The 20527-nt window shown below is 65.4% G+C and carries 21 protein-coding genes; 15 read left to right on the top strand and 6 right to left on the bottom strand.

The window, feature by feature from the left end; genetic code table 11:
* Nucleotides 1-72 precede the first annotated feature (72 nt).
* On the top strand, nt 73-810 hold the full coding sequence (locus GGR25_RS00595; RefSeq protein WP_183396798.1) for a DUF502 domain-containing protein: 738 nt from the start codon (nt 73-75) through the stop codon (nt 808-810).
* A gap of 225 nt (nt 811-1035) precedes the next feature.
* Here GGR25_RS00595 and GGR25_RS00600 read toward each other — a convergent pair whose 3' ends face one another.
* Nucleotides 1036-1689 (bottom strand): alpha/beta hydrolase, encoded by a 654-nt coding sequence (locus GGR25_RS00600; RefSeq protein ID WP_183396799.1) that lies wholly within the window; start codon nt 1687-1689, stop codon nt 1036-1038.
* 208 nt (nt 1690-1897) lie between these two features.
* On the opposite strand from GGR25_RS00600, the gene GGR25_RS00605 reads away from it, so the two are divergent.
* The 9 genes from GGR25_RS00605 to sufA all read left to right on the top strand — a co-directional run bounded on the left by GGR25_RS00605 (nt 1898) and on the right by sufA (nt 10173).
* Nucleotides 1898-3058, top strand: coding sequence for a cysteine desulfurase family protein (locus GGR25_RS00605; RefSeq protein ID WP_183396800.1), 1161 nt, complete (start codon nt 1898-1900; stop codon nt 3056-3058).
* A gap of 44 nt (nt 3059-3102) precedes the next feature.
* On the top strand, nt 3103-4581 hold the full coding sequence (sufB, locus tag GGR25_RS00610; protein WP_183396801.1) for a Fe-S cluster assembly protein SufB: 1479 nt from the start codon (nt 3103-3105) through the stop codon (nt 4579-4581).
* A gap of 94 nt (nt 4582-4675) precedes the next feature.
* Nucleotides 4676-5425, top strand: a complete 750-nt coding sequence (sufC, locus tag GGR25_RS00615) for a Fe-S cluster assembly ATPase SufC (protein WP_183396802.1) — start codon at nt 4676-4678, stop codon at nt 5423-5425.
* 16 nt (nt 5426-5441) lie between these two features.
* Nucleotides 5442-6764 (top strand): Fe-S cluster assembly protein SufD, encoded by a 1323-nt coding sequence (gene sufD, locus GGR25_RS00620; protein ID WP_183396803.1) that lies wholly within the window; start codon nt 5442-5444, stop codon nt 6762-6764.
* Nucleotides 6765-6766: 2 nt separating this feature from the next.
* Nucleotides 6767-7405, top strand: coding sequence for a hypothetical protein (locus GGR25_RS00625; RefSeq protein WP_183396804.1), 639 nt, complete (start codon nt 6767-6769; stop codon nt 7403-7405).
* The gene (locus tag GGR25_RS00630; protein ID WP_183396805.1) at nt 7405-8646 is read left to right on the top strand and encodes a cysteine desulfurase; all 1242 of its coding nucleotides are present in this window, start codon (nt 7405-7407) and stop codon (nt 8644-8646) included. Before GGR25_RS00625 ends, GGR25_RS00630 begins: the two co-directional genes overlap by 1 nt.
* Nucleotides 8647-8655: 9 nt before the next feature.
* Nucleotides 8656-9078 (top strand): SUF system Fe-S cluster assembly protein, encoded by a 423-nt coding sequence (locus tag GGR25_RS00635; protein ID WP_183396806.1) that lies wholly within the window; start codon nt 8656-8658, stop codon nt 9076-9078.
* Nucleotides 9079-9085: 7 nt separating this feature from the next.
* Nucleotides 9086-9514 carry a VOC family protein gene (locus GGR25_RS00640; RefSeq protein ID WP_183396807.1) on the top strand — a complete coding sequence of 143 codons (429 nt, stop codon included), beginning with the start codon at nt 9086-9088 and terminating at the stop codon, nt 9512-9514.
* 272 nt (nt 9515-9786) lie between these two features.
* Entirely contained in the window at nt 9787-10173 is a 387-nt protein-coding gene (sufA, locus tag GGR25_RS00645; protein WP_183396808.1) for a Fe-S cluster assembly scaffold SufA, read from the top strand.
* Between the two features lie 30 nt (nt 10174-10203).
* Here the strand turns inward: sufA and GGR25_RS00650 are convergent, their stop codons facing one another.
* The gene (locus tag GGR25_RS00650; protein ID WP_183396809.1) at nt 10204-11118 is read right to left on the bottom strand and encodes an NAD(P)/FAD-dependent oxidoreductase; all 915 of its coding nucleotides are present in this window, start codon (nt 11116-11118) and stop codon (nt 10204-10206) included.
* Nucleotides 11119-11280: 162 nt separating this feature from the next.
* Here GGR25_RS00650 and GGR25_RS00655 point away from each other — a divergent pair, with 162 nt between their 5' ends.
* Genes GGR25_RS00655 through GGR25_RS00665 form a run of 3 tightly spaced genes read left to right on the top strand, consistent with a single transcriptional unit; the run spans nt 11281 to nt 12872 of the window.
* Nucleotides 11281-11742 carry an Rrf2 family transcriptional regulator gene (locus GGR25_RS00655; protein ID WP_183396810.1) on the top strand — a complete coding sequence of 154 codons (462 nt, stop codon included), beginning with the start codon at nt 11281-11283 and terminating at the stop codon, nt 11740-11742.
* A gap of 60 nt (nt 11743-11802) precedes the next feature.
* A complete protein-coding gene (gene tenA / locus GGR25_RS00660) occupies nt 11803-12471 on the top strand; it encodes a thiaminase II (RefSeq protein ID WP_183396811.1) in 669 nt (222 codons plus the stop codon).
* 8 nt (nt 12472-12479) lie between these two features.
* On the top strand, nt 12480-12872 hold the full coding sequence (locus tag GGR25_RS00665) for a TfoX/Sxy family protein (protein WP_183396812.1): 393 nt from the start codon (nt 12480-12482) through the stop codon (nt 12870-12872).
* A gap of 16 nt (nt 12873-12888) precedes the next feature.
* Here the strand turns inward: GGR25_RS00665 and GGR25_RS24870 are convergent, their stop codons facing one another.
* Both GGR25_RS24870 and GGR25_RS00670 read right to left on the bottom strand, forming a co-directional pair.
* Nucleotides 12889-13023 carry a hypothetical protein gene (locus GGR25_RS24870; protein WP_281378525.1) on the bottom strand — a complete coding sequence of 45 codons (135 nt, stop codon included), beginning with the start codon at nt 13021-13023 and terminating at the stop codon, nt 12889-12891.
* Nucleotides 13024-13098: 75 nt separating this feature from the next.
* The gene (locus GGR25_RS00670) at nt 13099-16560 is read right to left on the bottom strand and encodes an acyl-[ACP]--phospholipid O-acyltransferase (protein WP_183396813.1); all 3462 of its coding nucleotides are present in this window, start codon (nt 16558-16560) and stop codon (nt 13099-13101) included.
* A 157-nt stretch (nt 16561-16717) separates the two neighbouring features.
* Here GGR25_RS00670 and GGR25_RS00675 point away from each other — a divergent pair, with 157 nt between their 5' ends.
* Entirely contained in the window at nt 16718-17326 is a 609-nt protein-coding gene (locus GGR25_RS00675; RefSeq protein WP_183396814.1) for a TetR/AcrR family transcriptional regulator, read from the top strand.
* A 134-nt stretch (nt 17327-17460) separates the two neighbouring features.
* Nucleotides 17461-18060, top strand: coding sequence for a Crp/Fnr family transcriptional regulator (locus GGR25_RS00680; RefSeq protein WP_183396815.1), 600 nt, complete (start codon nt 17461-17463; stop codon nt 18058-18060).
* A 26-nt stretch (nt 18061-18086) separates the two neighbouring features.
* On the opposite strand, the gene GGR25_RS00685 is transcribed toward GGR25_RS00680, so the two are convergent.
* The gene (locus tag GGR25_RS00685; protein ID WP_183396816.1) at nt 18087-18644 is read right to left on the bottom strand and encodes a GNAT family N-acetyltransferase; all 558 of its coding nucleotides are present in this window, start codon (nt 18642-18644) and stop codon (nt 18087-18089) included.
* A 112-nt stretch (nt 18645-18756) separates the two neighbouring features.
* On the bottom strand, nt 18757-20412 hold the full coding sequence (gene pgi / locus GGR25_RS00690; protein WP_183396817.1) for a glucose-6-phosphate isomerase: 1656 nt from the start codon (nt 20410-20412) through the stop codon (nt 18757-18759).
* Between the last annotated feature and the right edge of the window lie 115 nt (nt 20413-20527).

Consider the following 20527-nt stretch of genomic DNA (forward strand, 5'->3'; position numbering starts at 1 on the left):
TCAAGCGCTGGTCATCCTTCCTCGACGCGTCATAATGCGGTGCGATCATCGCTGGATGACGAGGGAGGCGGCATGAGTCTCGACGGCCCCGAGTTTCCTCCGGTATTCGAGTCGCGGCGCGGTCGCTTCGCGAAGAGGTTGCGCAACTATTTCCTGACCGGCCTCGTGATCGCGGCGCCGATCTCGATCACGATTTATTTGACCTGGGCGCTGATCAAGTGGATCGACGGCTGGGTGAAGCCGGTGATCCCGCGCGAATATACGCCCGATTCCTATCTGCCCTTCTCAGTGCCCGGCTTTGGCGTTCTGGTCGCGGTCATCGGGCTGACGCTGCTCGGCTTCCTGACGGCGAATTTCGTCGGCCGCAGCATTGTCGGCCTCTCGGAGCAGCTGGTCGGCCGCACGCCGCTGGTGCGCAATCTCTACAGCGCGCTGAAGCAGCTGTTCGAGACGGTGCTCTCCAGCAAGGGCAAGTCGTTCCACAAGACCGCGCTCATGGAATTCCCGCGCAAGGGCGTGTGGTGCATCGTCTTCGTCGCGACGGAGACCAAGGGCGAGATCCGCCAGCGCCTCGGCGAGGATGGCGAGGAATGGGTCACGGTGTTCCTGCCGCCGAGCCCCGCGCCGACGGCCGGCTTCATGATGTTCGTGAAGCGCAGCGAGCTGATCGAGCTCGACATGTCGATCGAGGACGGCGCCAAGCTCGTCATCTCGGCCGGCCTCGTCGCGCCGGAGTATCCGCCGGTTCCGAAGATCAAGGGCACGGGGCACGAGGCCGCCGTGCCGGACGAGCATCCTCAGGCCGGGTAGCCGAAACGGACCGGCGTTCTGGCTCGTTGGCCGCGAACGAATCCGCAGCCACTGTCATTGCCGGGCTCGACCCGGCAATCCAGCCTTCCTTCGGGACGGGCGGCAACGCTGGATCGCCGGGTCAAGCCCGGCGATGACAACGGAGGGCGTGTCGGAGGGCGCGACGCTTCTGGCGCGGCTGAAGAGATACCCGCCTCCGCCGGCTGACGCCTTCCCGATTGAGCCTTACGCCGCCTCGATCATGGCGAGGCGCTTGTCGACATAGGCACCGCAATTCTCGATCAGCGGCTCGACCTGGCCTTCGAAGAAATGGTTGGCGCCGGGCATGATCTGCTGCTCGACGATGATGCCCTTCTGCGTCTTCAGCTTGTCGACCAGCGTCTGGACATCCTTCGGCGGCGCGACCTTGTCCTGGTCGCCATGGATGATCAGGCCGGAGGAGGGGCAGGGCGCGAGGAACGAGAAGTCGTAGAGGTTCGCCTGCGGCGCGATCGAGATGAAGCCCTCGATCTCCGGGCGGCGCATCAGAAGCTGCATGCCGATCCAGGCGCCGAAGGAGAAGCCCGCGACCCAGCAGGCGCGCGCGTCGGGATGAACGGTCTGCGCCCAGTCGAGCGCCGAGGCGGCATCGGACAATTCGCCCTCGCCATGGTCGAACTCGCCCTGACTGCGGCCGACGCCGCGGAAATTGAAGCGCAGCACGGCGAAGCCGCGCTTCGCGAACATGTAGAAGAGCTGGTAGGTGATCGCGTTATTCATCGTTCCGCCAAATTGCGGATGCGGATGAAGGATGATCGCGATCGGTCCGTTCTTCGCTTTGGCAGGCTGGAAGCGGCCCTCGATGCGGCCCGCGGGACCGGTGAAAATGATTTCGGGCATGAACGGCTACCAACCTCTCGACAGCTGCCGAAACCCGCCTTATGGCCAGCCAGAGCCGAACTTGACTCTGAACCTCAGGGTTTCTAGAACAGTTTAGAATAGTTCGAAATCGACGGATGCTTCCGCCGGGAAGCCGGCCTTTTAGCATGAGGCGGGGTGCCGATTTCAAGCATAATGCGATGGCGGCGCCTCGCGATGGAGTTCGTGATTGGCGAGCGAGCGGATCTATCTCGACTATAATGCGGGCGCGCCGCTCCGGATGGAGGCGCGCGACGCATTGATCGAGGCGCTCTCCGCCCGTGGCAATGCGTCTTCCGTGCATGCCGAGGGACGCGCGCAGCGGGCCCGGATCGAGCGGGCGCGGCGGCAGGTGGGCGCCCTTGTCGGCGCGAGCGCCGAGAATGTCGTCTTCACCAGCGGCGGGACCGAGGCCAACGCCACCGTGCTTTCGCCGCGGATGCGTCTCGGGGCCACCGAGATCGCGATCGACCGGCTGCTGGTCGGCGCGAGCGAGCATCCCTCCGTGCTGGCGGGCGGGCGGTTTGCCGAGGACCAGATCATCCGCATTCCGGTCGATGGCGACGGCGTCATTGATCTGGAGGCGCTAGGCGCCGAACTTTCGGCAATTGCCAAGGCCGGCGAGCGGGCGCTCGTCTCGCTCATGCTGGCCAATAACGAGACTGGCACAATCCAGCCCGTCGCGGCGGTCGCGGCGCTCGCGCGCTCCTTCGGCGCGCTGGTGCATACCGATGCGATCCAGGCGGCGGGCCGCATTCCGATCGATATCGGCGCGCTCGGCGTCGATCTGCTCACGCTCTCGGCGCACAAGATTGGCGGGCCGCAGGGCGCCGGCGCGATCGTGTTCGGCGGCGATCTCGTGCGTCCGCTGCCGCTCGTCACGGGCGGCGGCCAGGAGAAGCGTCACCGCGCGGGAACCGAGAATGTCGCGGCCATCGTGGCCTTCGGGGCTGCGGCGGAAGCGGCGGTCGCGGATCTCGCCCGGGCCGAGGAATGGCGCGGCTGGCGCGATCGCATTGCGGCTTCGGCTGCGCCGGCGATCGTGGTGGGCGCAGGCGCCGAGCGGCTGCCGCAGACGCTGTGCCTCGCGGCCGAGGGCTTCTCGGCCGAGACGCTGGTGATCGCGCTCGACCTCGAAGGCGTGGCGATTTCGGCCGGTTCCGCCTGTTCGTCGGGCAAGGTCGGCGTCTCGCATGTCATGAAGGCCATGAATCTGGCGGATTCGGTCGCGAAATCGGCGGTGCGTGTCTCATTCGGCTGGGAAACGGGCGAAAAAGACATACTTAAGTTTACCGAAGCGTGGAGACGTGTCATGGAGCGGCGCGCGCCGGCCGTGACACGGGCTGCGTGATGCTCAACCCGCGGTCCTTGAAACCGCTGTGGATGGAGTAGGAAATGGCTGCGGTTCAGGAGACGGTCGATCAGGTTCGCCGGATCGACGTCGACCAGTATAAATATGGCTTCGTGACGGATATCGAGTCCGACCGGGCGCCCAAGGGGCTCTCGGAGGACATTGTCCGTTACATCTCGGCTCGCAAGAACGAGCCCGAATGGATGCTGGAGTGGCGGCTCGACGCCTATCGTCGCTGGCTGACCATGAACGAGCCCACCTGGGCCCGCGTCCATTACCCGAAGATCGATTTCGACGATCTCTATTATTATTCGGCGCCGAAGAGCACCAAGGGACCGAAGTCGCTCGACGAGGTCGATCCGGAGTTGCTGGCGACCTATGAGAAGCTCGGCATTCCGCTGCGCGAGCGCGAGATCCTGGCCGGCGTCGAAGGCGCCTCGGATCGCCGCGTCGCCGTCGATGCCGTGTTCGACAGCGTCTCCGTGGTCACCACCTTCAAGGAAGAGCTGAAGAAGGCCGGCGTCATCTTCTGTTCGATGTCCGAGGCGGTGCGCGAATATCCCGAGCTCGTGCGGAAATATCTCGGCTCCGTCGTCCCGGTGACCGACAATTTCTACGCGACGCTGAATTCGGCCGTCTTCTCGGATGGGTCCTTCGTCTACGTGCCGGAGGGCGTCCGCTGCCCGATGGAGCTCTCGACCTATTTCCGCATCAACGAGAAGAACACGGGCCAGTTCGAGCGCACGCTGATCATCGCGGAGAAGGGCGCTTATGTGTCCTATCTCGAAGGCTGCACGGCGCCGATGCGCGACGAGAACCAGCTGCATGCAGCGGTCGTCGAGCTGGTCGCGCTGGAGGACGCCGAGATCAAGTACTCGACGGTCCAGAACTGGTATCCGGGCGACAAGGACGGCAAGGGCGGCATCTACAACTTCGTGACCAAGCGTGGCGATTGCCGCGGCGCGCGCTCGAAGATCTCGTGGACGCAGGTCGAGACCGGCTCGGCGATCACCTGGAAGTACCCGTCCTGCATCCTGCGCGGCGACGACAGTCAGGGCGAATTCTATTCGATCGCGGTCTCGAACGGCTATCAGCAGGTCGATAGCGGCACCAAGATGATCCATCTCGGCAAGCGTACGAAGAGCCGGATCATTTCGAAGGGCATCGCTGCCGGCCGCTCGGACAACACCTATCGCGGCCTCGTCTCGGCGCATCGCAAGGCCAGCGGCGCGCGGAACTTCACGAACTGCGACTCGCTGCTCATCGGCGATAAATGCGGCGCGCACACCGTGCCGTATATCGAATCGAAGAATGCGAGCGCGGTGTTCGAGCACGAGGCGACGACGTCCAAGATCGCCGACGACCAGCTCTTCTACTGCATGCAGCGCGGCCTCTCCTCGGAGGAAGCCGTGGCGCTGATCGTGAACGGCTTCGTCAAGGACGTCATCCAGCAATTGCCGATGGAGTTCGCCGTCGAGGCCCAGAAGCTGATCTCGATCAGCCTCGAGGGTTCGGTCGGCTAATTCGTCCAAGACGCACAGCGCACACTAGCGGCACCGGGACGACGGCGCGGGAAACGAGCGACGGACCGGCGCGCAAGATACGGAAAAGAAGAAGATGCTGAAGATCAAGAACCTCCATGCTTCGGTCGGTGATCGCCAGATCCTGCGCGGCGTCGACCTCGAAGTGCCGACCGGCGAGGTGCACGCGATCATGGGGCCGAACGGCTCCGGCAAGTCGACGCTGTCCTATGTCCTCGCCGGCCGCGACGGCTATGACATCACCGAAGGCGAGATCCTGTTCGACGGCGAGGAGATCCTCGACAAGCCGGCCGAGGAGCGCGCCGCGCTCGGCATCTTCCTCGCCTTCCAGTATCCGCTGGAGATCCCCGGCGTCGCGACCATGACCTTCCTCAAGGCCGCGCTCAATGCGCAGCGCAAGGCGCGCGGCGAGGCCGAGCTGACGACGCCCGATTTCATGCGCCGCGTGAAGGGCGCCGCCGAGAAGCTGAACGTCACGCAGGAAATGCTGCGCCGGCCGCTCAATGTCGGCTTCTCGGGCGGCGAGAAGAAGCGTAACGAGATCCTGCAGATGGCGTTGCTGGAGCCCAAGCTTGCCATCCTCGACGAGACGGATTCCGGCCTCGACATCGATGCGCTGCGCGTCGTCTCGGACGGCGTCAATGCGCTGCGCTCGCCCAAGCGCTCCATGCTGGTCATCACGCACTACCAGCGCCTGCTCGACCATATCGTGCCGGATGTCGTGCATGTCATGTCGGCCGGCCGCATCGTGCGCTCCGGCGGGCCGGAGCTGGCGCTCGAACTCGAGGCCAAGGGCTATGCCGACTATGTCGGCGCGGCGGCCTGAGGCGGGAGTGGCAGCCATGAACGCCGAGCCGCGCATCCTGCGCACCCAGGCCGAAGACACCTTCGCCGCGGAATATCAGGCCGCGCGCGCCCGCCTGCCGGGCGGGCCGGGCATGGCCGCCGCGCGCGACGCCGCCTTTGCAGCCTTCCAGGCGGCGGGCCTGCCGCATCGCCGCGTCGAGACCTGGCGCTATACGGACCTCCGCGCGCTCGTCCGCGCCGTGCCGCCGCTCGCCGGCGAGGCGCCGTCCGATGGAGCCGAATTCGCCGATCCGCTGCCCGGCCTCGACCGCGCGCGCCTCGTTATCGTCGATGGCGTCTACCGGCCGGAGCTGTCGGATCTTTCCGGCCTCGACGGCGTCGCGGTGCAGCCGATGGCCGCGCTGATGGAGGCCGACGATCCGCGCATCGGCACCGCGTTCGCCAGGATCGACGACCCGATGGTGTCGCTCAATGCGGCGCTGATGTCCGGCGGCGTCGCGATCGACGTGCCGGCGGGCGTCGCGATCGCGCGGGCGATCGAGATCGCGCATGTGACGACCTCCGCCGTCGGCGCCTATGTCCGCAACGCCGTGCGCGTCGGCGAGGGCGCCTCGGTGCGGATCATCGAGAGCCATGTCGGCCGCGCCGGCAGCGCGTACCAGGCCAATATCGTCACCGAGGCGAGCGTCGCCGACCGCGCCAAGGTCGTCTGGGCCAAGCTGCAGGCCGAGGGCGACGCCGCACTCCATATCGGCTCGCTCGCCGTCACGATCGGCCGCGAGGCGAATTTCGATCATCTCGTGCTGATGACCGGCGCCGCGATCGCGCGCGCACAGAGCTTCGTCACCTTCGCCGGCGAGCAGGCCCGCGCGGGCCTCTTCGGCGCGACCATGATCGGCGGCAAGCAGCATGCCGACATCCTGCTCAGCGTCGATCACGCCGTGCCGAACGGCTCCAGCCGCGAGCGCTTCAAGGCGGTGATGGACGGGCGTGCCGACGGCATCTTCCAGGGCCGCATCATCGTGCGCCCCGGCGCGCAGAAGACCGACGCCCGCATGATGACGCAGGGCCTGCTCCTCTCCGAGGAGGCGACCTTCGCCGCCAAGCCGGAACTCGAGATCTTCGCGGACGACGTGCAATGCGCCCATGGCGCGACGTCGGGCGAGGTCGACGAGGACCTGCTGTTCTATCTCATCTCGCGCGGCATCCCGAAGGCCGAGGCCGAAACGCTGCTCGTCACCGCCTTCCTCGCCGAAGCCATCGAAGGCTTGGGCGACGAGGCGATCGGCGAAGCGTTCGAGAAGGTGGCCGTGGATTGGCTCGCGCGGCGGGGTAATTCCGCGAATGGGACTGTTTGACGATGTCCATCCGGCGCGTTGTCATTTCGGGACTTAGGGGATTTTTGTCTCCTCGGCGCGCCGTCACCACGTCGACCCTAAGTCGCAATGACTTGGGTATTCTGTTTGCTTTCAGCGTCGCGTTGGTCGCTGTTGCGGCCGTCATTTCTCGCTGGAGTGTAGCTCGTATCGGCCCCGTCTACTCGTTCGAGTCATCGGGAGAACCATTAGCGACAATTGTCTATTTTATCATCTATGGACTGGCGTATGCCGTATTCGTTTTTGTCATGGCATCGTTTTTGTTGGCATTCCTGAAGATCGTGAAGATAAATCCTAATATATACGAATATATTGCGTCACTTTCATTTTCATCTTTAATATTCGCCATTCTTACATCGCTAAGCGTTTTAGGAATATTTGTATTATCGAGAATCGATGAAGGATTCGTCGATGGATACAAGAACTTTGCAATGAATATTTCTGGTGTTGCTCCACTTGGGTTTTTGACAAACTCTATCATTGATCTCAGTTTTTCTAAATTTTATATTGTTGGATTTCTCGTAATTGGCTCCCTGGCAGCGACGGCCTTCACGATGTATTGGGCTAACAAGGTAATCGAATTGATCATTTCTGGAGCGCGTCTCTTGATTGGAGGTGCTTGATGATCTCGATCGACGGATCAAGTGCCCCCTACGACGTCCACGCCATCCGCCGGGATTTTCCGATCCTGGCGCGGACCGTCTATGGCAAGCCGCTGGTCTATCTCGACAATGGCGCCTCGGCGCAGAAGCCGCGGGCGATGCTCGATGCGGTGATGAAGGCCTATACGGAGGAGTATGCCAACGTCCATCGCGGGCTGCATTTCCTCTCGAACGCTGCGACCGAGGCCTATGAGGATGCGCGCGAGGCCGTGCGCGCCTTTCTGAATGCCGGCTCGGTCGACGAGGTGATCTTCACCAAATCCTCGACCGAGGCGATCAACCTCGTCGCGTCCTCGCTCGGCCAGGACATCGGGGAAGGGGACGAGATCATCGTCTCGATCCTCGAGCATCATTCCAACATCGTGCCGTGGAATTTCCTGCGCGAGCGCAAGGGCGCGGTGATCAGATGGGCGCCGATCGCCGAGGACGGCACGTTCCTGCTCGATGAATTCGAGAAGCTGATCACGCCGCGCACCAAGATCGTCGCGATCACGCATATGTCCAACGTCACGGGCACGGTCGTGCCGGTCAAGGACGTGATCCGCATCGCGCATGCGCATGGCATCAAGGTTCTGGTCGATGGCAGCCAGGCGGCCGTGCATATGCCCGTCGATGTCCGTGACCTCGATGCCGATTTCTACGCGATCACCGGTCACAAGCTCTATGGCCCGACCGGCATCGGCGTGCTCTACGGCAAGAAGGCGCTCCTCTCGGCAATGCCGCCGTTTCTGGGCGGCGGCGAGATGATCCGCGACGTGACGGAGGATTTCGTCACCTATGCCGAGCCGCCGCACCGCTTCGAGGCCGGCACGCCGCCGATCGTCGAGGCGATCGGCCTCGGCGCGTCGCTGCGCTATGTGGAGGCGATCGGCCGCGAGAAGATCGCCGCGCATGAGGCGAGCCTGCTCGCTCATGCCACGGAGCGGCTTTCGGCGATCAACAGCCTCCGGATCTTCGGGACGACGAAGGACAAGGGGGCTATCATCGCCTTCGAGATGGAGGGCGCCCATGCGCATGACGTCTCGACCATCATCGATCGCGAAGGCGTTGCCGTGCGCGCCGGGACCCATTGCGCGCAGCCCCTGCTGACGCGCTTCGGCGTCACGTCGACCTGCCGCGCCTCCTTCGGTCTCTACAACACGCATGAAGAGGTCGACCGCCTCGCCGATGCGCTGATCAAAGCGCGCGCCTTCTTTGCCTGAGGAAAGACCATGTCCGACGACACGCTGATCGGGGACGACGCCGCCAAGCCCGCCGAAGACGCGGCCCATCCGGCGGATGGCGCGGAGCTGCCGCTGGCCGCCCCCTCGACGATTCCGCCGGAGGAACTCGAGCAGCTGACGGCCGACATCATCGCGGCTCTCAAGACGGTCTATGACCCGGAAATCCCGGCCGACATCTATGAGCTCGGCCTGATCTACAAGGTCGACATCGACGACGGCCGCAATGTCGCGATCGACATGACGCTGACGGCGCCGGGCTGTCCCGTTGCCGGCGAAATGCCGGGCTGGGTCGAGAACGCCGTCGGCGCCATCCCCGGCATCGGCCGCGTCGACGTCAACATGACCTTCGATCCGCCCTGGTCGCAGGACCGCATGTCGGACGAGGCGCGCGTCGCGCTCGACTGGTACTGAGGCTTCGATGGGGCGCTCGGTTCCGCCGATCACCGGCGTGCTCGAAACGGCGATCTATGTCGCGGATGTGCCGCGCGCGGCCGCCTTCTACGAGGACGTTCTCGGCCTGTCGCGCCTCCTCGGCGACGATCGCCTCGTGGCGCTCAATGCCGGGCCGGCGAGCGTGCTGCTGATCTTTCTCCAGGGCGGCACGCCGAACGACATCGTGCTTCCCGGCGGCAGGATCCCGGCGCATGACGGCTCCGGTCCCTATCATTTCGCGCTCCGCATTCCGGCCAGCGCGCTCGACGACTGGCGCAACCATCTGAAGCAGCGGCGCGTCGCGATCACCGCTGAAATGGCCTGGCCGCAAGGCGGGCACAGCCTCTACCTCAATGACCCGGACGGCCATGTCGTGGAACTGGCGACGCCGGGGATTTGGTCGAACGATTCCTAAGTAGGCGTCATGCCTTGCCGAAGGGCCGGGGATGCACGATCTTAGGGTGAAGATGCGTCGTTCGGCGCGTGCATAGGTCTGGTCCTTCACCTCTCCCACAGGGAGAGGTCGACACACGCAGTGTGGCGGGTGAGGGGTTGGGGAATTCTCCGGAGAGGGCCGTAACCCCTCACCCGGACCTGCGGTCCGACCTCTCCCTCTGGGAGAGGTGAAAGGGCCGCTTGGCCGAGGGACTAGCCGACGGCGCTTGCGCCGAACCAGGAGACACTGCCATGGGCGCTCGTCCGCGCTTTGCCGTCATGTCGCTCACCGAGGCCGCCGCCGAGCGGATCCGGGAGATCGTCGAGGATTCCGATCGGCCGGTGCTGGGCCTGCGCATCGGCGTCAAGAAGGGCGGCTGCGCCGGCATGGAATACACCATGAAGCCGGTCGAGGAGGCCGATCCCAAGGACGAGCGCATCGAGGCGAATGGCGCGGCGGTGTTCGTCGACCCCTCGGCCGTGCTGTTCCTGCTCGGTACCGTCATGGATTTCGAGACGACCAAGCTGCGCTCCGGCTTCGTGTTCAAGAACCCGAACGAGGTCTCGGCCTGCGGCTGCGGCGAATCCGTGATGCTGAAGCCGGCCGACATGGCCGCCGCGTCAAACGCGGCGGGGTAATCGCGCCCCCGCCGCTTGGGCGCATGCGCCTCAGCGCCGCGCGACTGCCTCCATGATCAGCGAGCGGTGCGCGCCAACGCCGGCCATGACGCCGGCGGCCGAGGCGAGGGTCGCATTGTGCATCGGGCTCGAAGCGTCGCCGGCCGCGAAGACGCCGGGAACGCTGGTCTCCTTCATCGGATCGACCTTGATCATCAGCCCCATCGGGCCGTCTTCGAACGCGCAGCCGAGCTGATCGGCGAGCGGGCTCGCCATATGGATCGTCGGCGCCGTGAACAGCGCATCGACGCGAACCACCCTTCCATCCGCGAGGCGCACCGCCTCGAGATTGGGCGCGTCCCCGACAAGCGCTGTGACGGGGCTGCGCTCGATCGCGACGCCGCGCGCCTCCAGAAGGGTTCGCTGCTCGGCGTCCGGCTCGAAGATGGACTGGGTGAACAGCGTCACGGCGCCCCAATCGACGACGAGGGCGGCTTGGTGCGCCGCATGCGGGCCATTCGCGAGAACGCCGAGGCTGCGACCCTCGCCGATCTCATAGCCGTGACAATAGGGGCAGTGTAGCACCGTGCGGCCCCAGCGCTCGGCAAGCCCGGGAATAGGTGGCAACTCGTCGCGCAGGCCCGTTGCCAGCACGAGCAGGCGCCCCTTCTCCTGTCCGCCGCCGCGCAGCGTGAGGAGAAAGCCGCCCTCCACGCGCTCCGCCTTGATCGCCTCGTCGTCGATGAACGTCACGGTCGAGTAGGCGGCCAGCTGGCGCCGCGCCTCGTCGCGGATCGCGGCGGGGGTGCGGCCGTCCTGGCCGAGAAAGCCATGGGACGCCACGGCGAAGCGGTTGCGCGGCAGGCCGGAGTCGATGACCAGGACCTTGCGCCGCGCGCGGGCCAGCTGCATCGCCGCGGACAGGCCGGCGAAGCTGCCGCCGACGATAATGACGTCATGTTGCATGAGGGCATTCTCCTTATCCGGCGCGCCGGGACGCAATGTCCCGCGTGCCATGTCATGTATCTTCATAAGTTCCATATTGCGGTGACGGTCGCTGATATGCAACTCGTATTGTTGCGAGATAGGGCGCGGTGCCCGTCTTGGGGCATTGGAAGGCAGGGCATCATGCGCAGCGACAGTCGGCTTTCCCGGATGCTGCATGTGCTGATCCACATGGCGGATCACGAAGGGCCGATGACCTCCGAAGGCATCGCTCTGATGCTCGGCACCAATCCGGTCGTCGTGCGGCGAACCATGGGCGGCCTGCGCGAAAGCGGCTATGTGCGCTCGGAGAAGGGGCATGGCGGGGGCTGGACGCTGGCGCGGCCGCTGGACCAGATCACGCTGCTCGACGTTTACCGCGCCGTCGGCGAGCCCTCGCTCTTCGCCATCGGTCCTTCCGACGACGATCCGCGCTGCCTGGTCGAGCAGGCGGTGAATGCGGCGCTGGACGAGGCGCTGCAGGCGGCGCGGTCGCTCCTGCTCGCGCGCTTCGGCGCGATCTCGATCGCCGATGTTGCCGACGACTTCCGCGAAAGGGCGGCGCGGCTGATCGGCGGGGTTGGTCCTGCCAGCCAAACGGGGTAGGAGCGGGGCTTCACCATCGACTCGCGCAGGAGGGCCGGCTCGGCGGGCCGGTTTGGAGCCATGACGTCACTGTTCGATCGCCTGAAGCGCGATGCCGCGCCGGAATGGGCCGCCTATGTCGAGCATCCCTTCGTGCGCGGCCTCGGCGACGGCTCGCTGCCGGCCGAGAGCTTCCGGCACTATCTGGTGCAGGACTATCTGTTCCTGATCGAATTCGCCCGCGCCTATGCGATCGGCGTCTACAAGGCGCCGAACCTGATGGAGATGCGGAAGGCCGCCGCCGGTGTCGAGGCCATCCTTGCCGAGACCAATCTCCATCTGACGCTCTGCGCCGGCTGGGGGCTCGACGCCGCCGCCATCGAAGCGGCACCGGCTGCCCGCGCGACGATCGCCTATACGCGCTTCGTGCAAGAGGCGGGCCTCCGCGGTGATCTGCTCGACCTCGTGGTCGGCCTCTCGCCCTGCGTGGTCGGCTATGCGGAGATCGGGACGGCGCTGGCTTCGCGCGCACCGCGCCTCGCCGATGACAACCATCCCTATGCGGCATGGATCCGCGAATATGCCGGCGAAGCCTATCAGGCGATCGCCGCGGAAAGCCTCGACCAGATCGAGCGGCTGGCGCGCGACTATCTGACCGAGGCGCGCTATCCTCGCCTTCTGGAGATCTTCCGTCAGGCCGTGCGGCTGGAAGCGGAGTTCTGGCAGATGGGACTGACGCTGGCGGATTGAGGCGGACGATGAGCGCGGACCGGGAATTCCTCGAGGAACTGTTCGAGCCGGTCGGCCGCGTCGGCTTCCGCCGCATGTTCGGCGGGCTCGGCATTTTTCGCGACGGGCTGATGTTCGGCCTCGTCGCCGGGGAGGTCCTGCACTTCAAGGCAGACGAGGCGGGCCGGTCGGCGTTCGAGGCGGAGGGCTGCGCGCCCTTCAGCTACGACACCAAGGATGGTCGGCGCACGCTGACCAGCTATTGGCGCGTGCCGGAGCGGCTGTTCGACGAGCCAGACGAATTCCGCGTCTGGGCGCTACGGGCGGTGGATGTCGCGATTCGTGCCGATGCCGGCAAATCCAGCCGCGCGGGCAAGAAAAAGCCCGCCGGAACCGCGTCCGGCGGGCTCATTCAGGATTGAACGAGGCCGTGGGGCCTCAGTTGTTGCAGATGACGGGGCCGCCAACAGTGGTGCTGGCCTGCTGGCAGGAGCCCGTCTGGCCCTGCTGATAGACCGACTGACAGCCGGCCAGCCCCAGCAGCGAGACCAACAAGACGACAGCGACGCGCATTTCCAACCCCCGGGGCCTGATAATCGATGTGCGGACTCTAGTCGGTCGACCGTGCAGTGTCGAGCCGCAACGCGCTCACACCGCCGCCGTCGTCGGTTGAGGTGAAGCGAAGGTGACGATCGCCGGATAGTCCGGCTTGCCGGAGCCGAGCAGCGGCAGGCGCTCGATCGCGACGATCCGCTTCGGCATGGCGAGCTCGGAGAAGCCGCGCTGGCGGGCGGCCTGCTGGAAATCGGCCAGCACCGCGCCGGGGCGCTCGCTCACCAGCACGATCTCCTCGCCGCGCCGTTCGCTCGGCACCGCCACCGCCGCAGAGGCATGGTTCGGCCACAGTGTCGCCGCGACATCCTCGATCGCGCCGAGCGAGACCATCTCGCCGCCGACCTTGGCGAAGCGTTTCGCGCGGCCGGCGATGGTCACGAAGCCGGATGGGTCGATCGTCACGATGTCGCCGGTGTCGTACCAACCCTCCGGCGGGGGCTCGAGCACCCCCGGCGCGGCGGCGCGGTAATAGCCGCGCATGACGTTCGGGCCGCGCACGACGAGACGTCCGCCTTCGGTGATTCCCTCGACCGGTTCGAGGCGATGGTCGATGCCCGGCAGCAATTTCCCGACCGAGCCCGGACGGTTCGCCATTGGCGTGTTGATGGCGAGAACGGGCGACGTCTCCGTCGCGCCATATCCCTCCAGGATACGAATACCGAACTTCTCCGCATAGATGCGCCGCGTCTCCGGCTTCAGACGTTCGGCACCGGCGAAGATGTAGCGGATCGAATAGAAGTCATAGGGATGCGCCATCCGGGCGTAGCCCGAGAGAAACGTGTCGGTGCCGAACAAGATCGTGGCGTTCACGTCATAGGCGATCTCCGGCACGATGCGGTAATGCAGCGGGGAGGGGTAGAGCATCTGCCGGACGCCGGACATCAGCGGCAACAGGCAGCCGGCCGTCAGTCCGAATGCATGGAACAGGGGGAGGGCGTTCAGCACGACATCTTCGCGCGAGAAGTCGATCACGCTGGAGATCTGCTGCCGGTTGGCCTGGATCGCGCGATGGCTGAGCGAGACGCCCTTGGGCAGGCCCTCGGAGCCGGAGGTGAACAGCACGGCCGCCTCGTCCTCGGCGTCCTGCCGGCGGGAAAAGAGCAGCCGGCTCATGAAGAGCGGCGCCAGTCCGCCGAGCATGGCGAGCAGCTTGCGCCCCGTCCCGATCTCGCCGCGAATGTCCTCAAGGAAGACGATTTCGCTGTTCTGCGAGAGGGTTGCAATGATTGGTTGAAGTCGTGCCTGATCGACGAAGCGACGCGATGTCAGCACGAGACGCACCTCGGCGGCCGCCTGCGCGGCCTGGATCGACGCTGCGCCGGCAGAGAAATTGAGCATGGCCGGGATGCGGCCGGTCACCTGAAGGGCGAAGAAGGTGACGACCGAGACATTGGCGTTCGGCAGCAGCAGCCCGATCCGCTCGCCCTTGCGGCTCCGCCGCGCAATCGACACCCCCAGCGCAAAGGCGCCGCGCAAAATGGCGGTATAGCCGATCGGCGTGCGCGTGATGTCTTCGAGAACCGGCAGCGATCCATGCATATGCCGCGCATGGACCAGCGAATCGAAGAGGGGTTCCACGGGCGGGCTGGTCTCGAACACCATGTCGGTCATGATGTCCTGCAGATGCGCTCCGGCCTCGGCCCGCCGCTTCCGGCCGACAAGGCCCGGCGTCAGCCCGATCGAGCGTTTCGGCAGCACCGCCAAGTGCATCTCCGGGAACAGACGGCGATGCACCTTGCCCTTGAGGCGCGAGAAGATCGAATACTGCGCGCCGGCCACCCGCACCGGGATGACGGGAACGTCGGCGAGCGCCGCGATCATGGCCGGGCCGTCATAGACCTTCATCAGCGCGCCGGTGACGGTGATGCGTCCTTCCGGGAAAATGACGAGGCGACGACCCTCTTTCACCAGCTTGACCATGCGCCGCACGGTGAAGGGGCTGGTCGGGTCCACCGGAACGAGGTCGAAGAACAGGAAAGCAGGCTTCACCCACCAGCGCTCGGCAATGAAGGTGTTGATCGCAAAGACCGGCCGGCCCGGCAGCAGGCAGCCGATCAGGATGGCGTCGATGAACGAGGTGTGGTTGACGACGACGACCGCGGCGTCATCGCCCTCGCCATAGTTCTCGATATCCTTCACACGGGCGCGAAACAGCAGGCGGAGAATGACGCCGCCGAGCGACTTGATCGCCTCGTCGGGGACGAACTTCAGGCAGACGAATGCCGCGCCGATATTGGCGATGCCGATCACGACGAGCAATTGCAGCGTCGTGACGCCGGCCGCCAGCAGCGCGGCGGCGAGCACCGTTCCCGCCACCATGGTGCCGGCATTCATGATGTTGTTGCCGGCGATCGCCGACGAGCGTTCCTGCGGCTCGGCCCGCGACTGGAGCATCGCGTAGAGCGGCACGGTGAAGATGCCGCCGCCGAACGCCACGCCGATCAGGTCGATCACGACCCGCCATCCCGCGACGCTGCCCAGGAAGTCCGTCAGGCCGATCGCGACGCCTTCGTTCGCGGCGCCAAGCAGGACCGAGGCATGCGAGAGGTCGAACAGGAAGGCGGCCATGATCAGCGCGCCAATCGGCGTATGGCGTGCGGAAATGTGGCCGGCCAGGACCTTGGACGCAGCAGCGGAGCCGAGCGCGATACCGACGACGAAGGCACCGACGAGCAGATTGGCGACGATCTCGTCGACCTTCAGCGTCGATTTGGCGAAATCCGGGAAGACCGACATCACGATGAGCCCGATCATCCAGAACCAGGAGATGCCGAGCACGGCGAGGAAGACGGATTTCCGGCGGCGCACGGCCGCGAAGGCAAGCTTGTTGGCGCCGATGAAATCGAAGCGGAAGGGCGGGGCGCCCGGCGCGGGCGGCGCGGAGGGGACCAGGAACGCGGCGCCGGCGCCGATCAGCGCAGCCGCGAACAGGCCGGCGACGGTCAGCCAGCTGCCGCCCAGGCTGACGGTCAGTCCGCCGAACAGAGTTCCGGCCAGGATCGCGACGAAGGTCGAGCCCTCGAACAGCGCATTGGCGGCGACGAGACGTTCACGCGCCACGAATTGCGGCAGGATCGAATATTTCGCCGGGCCGAAGATCGTCGACTGGACCGAATAGAGGAACATGCCGAGCAGGGCGAGCGGGGCGGAGTGGGTGAGGATCGCCGCCGAAGAGAGGAAGGCGAGCACGATCTCGAGCAGCCGCGTCCAGCGCACGACCAGCTTCTTGTCGACCGCGTCACAGAGACGGCCGGAAATGCCCGACAGCAGGAAGGAGGGCAGCATGAACACGGCGCCGCCGAGCGTGATCGCCACCTGAGGCGACAGGCCGAACAGGCCGGCACCGCCATAGGCGACCATGAAGCCGAAGGCGCTTTTCAGCGCATTGTCGGCAAAGGCGCCGAACCATTGCACGACGAAGAGCGGCAGGAAGCCGGGCGTTGCGAGAAGCGACGGAGCGTCATCGGGCTTTCCGGCTTGATCGATGGCATGCATGGCTGTTCCCCGTTCGACCAGCTGTCATTCGACTCTTATCTGAACGACGTTCAATTGGCTATATCCGTTTTGAACATCGTTCAATATATGTTATTGCACACGCAGACGTTGATGAGCGACGAGCGTGGCCAGACGAAACGATCATTCCGCGGCAGAGTTGAAGCAGCTTGCGCTGGCGGCTGCCCGGACCATCGCGTCGGAGGAGGGGCTGCGCGGCGTGACGGTCCGCCGCGTCGCGGAGCGCATCGGCTATGCGCCTGGCACGATCTACAATCTCTTCGCCAATCTCGACGATCTCATCGTTCAGGTGAATGGCGAGACCCTGCGGGGGCTCGGTGCCGCGCTGGCGCAGGTCGGAGGCGGCGATCCTTCGACGCGGGCGCGCCGGATGACGGATGCCTATTTCGACTACGTCGAGCTCGCGCCGCGGCTCTGGGCGATGCTGTTTGATCACCGTCTGCCGGACGGTGTCGGCTTGCCCGACTGGTACCGGCAGGAATTGGATCGGCTGATCGGCGATGCTGCAAGACGTCTTGGTCCGGCGCTCGGCGATCGTTCTCCCGCGGATGCCCGCCGAGCGGTGGTCGCAATATGGGCCTCGCTGCATGGTATCGCGACGCTCTCCGTATCGAAGAAGCTTGGCCTCGTGGCTGATGTGCCTGCCCGGGAACTCGGGCATTTCATCGTCGCCAGCATAGTATCCGGGGCCGCGACAGATGGACGTCTCAATTCATCTGATATTGTGCAATCATATAGTAAAATCTAACGTCGTATGAAGCGGGCGGCAGTGGTCCGGATTGGCGTTCCGGTGAGGAGGCATGGGTGCAGACTTCGGAGATTGTTTCTTGGCTTAGCCGGACCAGTTTCTTTAATGGATTGGACGCTGACGAACTGACACGCTTGGCGCAGATTTCGCGCGTATCCACGCTTCCGCCCGAGTCGCTCCTGTTTTCCCAGGGCGACGATTCCGACGGCCTCTATTGTGTGACCGCCGGCATCGTCCGCATCTTCCTGACGGCGGAGGACAGCCGGGAGCTGACCATCCAGCTGTTCGAGGAGGGCGAGGTGATCGGCGAGATCGCGCTGATCGACGGCCTGCCGCGAAGCGCCGGCGCAGCCACGCTGACCGAAACGAAGCTCATCTTCGTGCCGCGGCAGCCCTTCCTCAATCTGCTCGACATTTCCTCGCGCCTGCAGCGCCAGATCCTGCTCAGCCTTTGCGAACGGCTCCGGCAGACCAATGACCAGGTCAACCGCGCCGTCTTCCATGACCTCCGCCATCGCCTCCTGGTGCTGCTGCGGCAACTGGCGCTGATCCATGGTCGCATCGAGCGGGATGTCGCGGTCGTCGAACTCGATCTGACGCAGGGTTCCTTGGCGCAGATGCTCGGCGCGAGCCGCGAGGCCGTGAACAAGCAGATCCGGGCGCTCACCAAGGAAGGGCGGCTTTCGATCGAAGGCCACCACATCATCATCCACCGCTCAGCCAAGGAGCCGTAGGCCGCGTCCTGAGGCGGGCGCCGCCGCTAGGCCGTGAGGCGCTTGCGCATGACCAGCAGATCCATGCTGTAATCGTCGCCGAGGTCGAGCGGGAGGATGTCGCTCGCCGAATAGCCGGAGCTACGGAAGAGATCCGCCCCGTGCAGCGGCGCGAAGGCCGACAGGATTCCGACACGGCTCTTGCGGGCGCTCGTCTCGGTGATCGCGAGGAGGCTTCGCCCCACGCCGCGCCGGGCGAAGCGCGGATCGACATAGAAGCAAACGGCGCAAGGCAGTTCGCGTCCCTGCGCGGTCGGGATGCGGCTCCAGCCGCCCGAGCCGATCACCTCATTGCCCTTGGTCGCGACGAAGAAGGTGGGCAGCGAGCAGAGATGGAGCGTCTGCCGGAGATGGCGCTCCACGTAACGCTTGATCTTGCCGGCGCCGTAGATGTCACGGCCGGTGGCGCAGAGCGCGCCAACCTGCATCTCGGCGAGACGCGGAAAGTCGGCCTTGGTGGCGTTGCGGATCGCGATGCCGGACAGGCCGTAATAGGCCGCGACCGTGCGCGCATAGTGGTCGAAATCTGAGAACTCTATTTCCATGGGATCTAAAGAAATCCAGACGAATCAAAGAACATCCGGATTCTAATCCGACCGGGCCGTCCTGTTGAGTGAACTCGTTCACAGGGCGGCCCGTGGAAACGTGTCTTGCCCGCTATCCCCTGATGCGCGGGACCGCGCGGATGAGGCCAGCCGTCGAAGCGTCGCGGGTATCGGGCGACGTCTTGCCCTCAACCATGGGCAGAAGCTGGGTCGCGAGCTGCTTGCCGAGCTCGACGCCCCACTGGTCGAAGGAATCGATGCCCCAGATCGCGCCCTGCACGAAGACGGTGTGCTCATAGAGCGCGATGAGGCGTCCGAGCGTGAAGGGATCGAGCAGGCGGTAGAGGATCGTGTTGGTCGGCCGGTTGCCGGGGAAGGTCTTGTGCGGGGCGAGCCGCTCGACTTCGGCCGGGGCCTTGCCTTCGGCCGCGAGTTCGGCCCGCGCCTCGTCGGTCGTGCGGCCGCGCATTAGCGCCTCGGTCTGAGCGAAGCAGTTCGCCAGCAGCAGATGATGATGCACGTCGTCGGCCTCGTGCGGCGTCGCCGCGACGAGGAAATCCGCCGGGATCACGTCGGTGCCCTGATGCAGCAGCTGGTAGAAGGCATGCTGCCCGTTGGTGCCGGGTTCGCCCCAGACCAGCGGACCCGTCTGCTGGGTCACGGCGGAGCCGTCGAGCGTGACGCGCTTGCCGTTCGATTCCATGTCGAGCTGCTGGAGATAGGCGGCGAAGCGCAGGAGGCGCTGGTCATAGGGCAGCACGGCCTTGGCCGGGAAGCCGAGGACGTTGCGGTTCCAGATGCCGACGAGGCCGAGGATGACCGGCAGGTTGCGGTCGAGCGGCGTGTCGCGGAAATGCACGTCCATGGCGTGGCCGCCGGCTAGGAAGGAGCGGAAATCCTTGGCGCCGATCGCGATCATCACGGGCAGGCCGATGGCCGACCAGACGGAATAGCGCCCGCCGACCCAGTCCCAGAAGCCGAAGGCGCGCTTCACGTCGATGCCGAAGGCCGCGACCTTGTCGAGTGCCGTCGACATGGCGGCGAAATGCGCGCCGACTGCGGCCTCGCCGAGAGCATCGACGATCCAGCGGCGGGCTGTCGCCGCGTTCGTCATGGTCTCGATGGTCGTGAACGTCTTGGACGCCACGAGGAAGAGCGTCGTCGCCGGGTTGAGGCCCGCGATGGTGTCGTGAATATGCGCGCCATCGACATTCGAGACGAAATGGAGGCGCGGGCCGTCGTGATAGGGGCTGAGTGCGCGCGTCACCATGGCCGGACCGAGATCCGAGCCGCCAATGCCGATATTGACGACGTCGGTGAAGGCGCCGCCGGTGCCGGCGATCGCGCCGCTGCGGATCCCTTCCGCGAAATCGGTCATCGCTTCGAGGACGGACTGAACCTCGTCGACGACGTTGACGCCGTCGAGCATGAAGGTGGCGTCCTTTGGCGCGCGGAGCGCCACATGGAGAACGGCGCGGTTCTCGGTGACGTTGATTCGCTCGCAGGCGAACATGCTGTCGCGATGCGACTCCACCTCGGCTGCCCGTGCGAGGCCGAGAAGCGCGACGAGCGTCTGCGCGTCGAGGCGGTTCTTGGAATAGTCGAGCAGCAGGCCGTCGACTTCGAGCGACAGCCGCGAGAAGCGCGACGGGTCCGCCGCGAACATCTCCCGCATCGTCCGTGATTCGACACGATCGCGCTCGACCTTCAGAGCAGCGAACGCGCGCGCAACTTCGGCCGCCGCTGCGGCGGTTCGGACGATTGTCATAGCGGTCATCCTTCGAAACGGGAGAGGCCCTCGAAGGAAATACGCTGCCTGTCCCGTGGCGGCAAGGCACCAGCGGCGGCGGCGCCAAGGTGTTCGTAGTGGCCTGGTTGACGCG

It is taken from the genome of Kaistia hirudinis (genome assembly GCF_014196455.1).
Lineage (GTDB): Bacteria > Pseudomonadota > Alphaproteobacteria > Rhizobiales > Kaistiaceae > Kaistia > Kaistia hirudinis.

What these genes read in the sequence shown, in the direction of transcription:
- GGR25_RS00685 (WP_183396816.1), bottom strand. Translation starts at nt 18,644, where the DNA reads ATGGAAATAGAGTTCTCAGATTTCGACCACTATGCGCGCACGGTCGCG.
- GGR25_RS00670 (WP_183396813.1), bottom strand. Translation starts at nt 16,560, where the DNA reads ATGCATGCCATCGATCAAGCCGGAAAGCCCGATGACGCTCCGTCGCTT.
- GGR25_RS00640 (WP_183396807.1), top strand. Translation starts at nt 9,086, where the DNA reads ATGGGGCGCTCGGTTCCGCCGATCACCGGCGTGCTCGAAACGGCGATC.
- GGR25_RS00665 (WP_183396812.1), top strand. Translation starts at nt 12,480, where the DNA reads ATGAGCGCGGACCGGGAATTCCTCGAGGAACTGTTCGAGCCGGTCGGC.
- GGR25_RS00600 (WP_183396799.1), bottom strand. Translation starts at nt 1,689, where the DNA reads ATGCCCGAAATCATTTTCACCGGTCCCGCGGGCCGCATCGAGGGCCGC.
- pgi (WP_183396817.1), bottom strand. Translation starts at nt 20,412, where the DNA reads ATGACAATCGTCCGAACCGCCGCAGCGGCGGCCGAAGTTGCGCGCGCG.
- GGR25_RS00595 (WP_183396798.1), top strand. Translation starts at nt 73, where the DNA reads ATGAGTCTCGACGGCCCCGAGTTTCCTCCGGTATTCGAGTCGCGGCGC.
- GGR25_RS00655 (WP_183396810.1), top strand. Translation starts at nt 11,281, where the DNA reads ATGCGCAGCGACAGTCGGCTTTCCCGGATGCTGCATGTGCTGATCCAC.
- GGR25_RS24870 (WP_281378525.1), bottom strand. Translation starts at nt 13,023, where the DNA reads ATGCGCGTCGCTGTCGTCTTGTTGGTCTCGCTGCTGGGGCTGGCCGGC.
- GGR25_RS00630 (WP_183396805.1), top strand. Translation starts at nt 7,405, where the DNA reads ATGATCTCGATCGACGGATCAAGTGCCCCCTACGACGTCCACGCCATC.
- GGR25_RS00650 (WP_183396809.1), bottom strand. Translation starts at nt 11,118, where the DNA reads ATGCAACATGACGTCATTATCGTCGGCGGCAGCTTCGCCGGCCTGTCC.
- sufB (WP_183396801.1), top strand. Translation starts at nt 3,103, where the DNA reads ATGGCTGCGGTTCAGGAGACGGTCGATCAGGTTCGCCGGATCGACGTC.
- sufC (WP_183396802.1), top strand. Translation starts at nt 4,676, where the DNA reads ATGCTGAAGATCAAGAACCTCCATGCTTCGGTCGGTGATCGCCAGATC.
- GGR25_RS00625 (WP_183396804.1), top strand. Translation starts at nt 6,767, where the DNA reads ATGTCCATCCGGCGCGTTGTCATTTCGGGACTTAGGGGATTTTTGTCT.
- tenA (WP_183396811.1), top strand. Translation starts at nt 11,803, where the DNA reads ATGACGTCACTGTTCGATCGCCTGAAGCGCGATGCCGCGCCGGAATGG.
- GGR25_RS00635 (WP_183396806.1), top strand. Translation starts at nt 8,656, where the DNA reads ATGTCCGACGACACGCTGATCGGGGACGACGCCGCCAAGCCCGCCGAA.
- sufA (WP_183396808.1), top strand. Translation starts at nt 9,787, where the DNA reads ATGGGCGCTCGTCCGCGCTTTGCCGTCATGTCGCTCACCGAGGCCGCC.
- sufD (WP_183396803.1), top strand. Translation starts at nt 5,442, where the DNA reads ATGAACGCCGAGCCGCGCATCCTGCGCACCCAGGCCGAAGACACCTTC.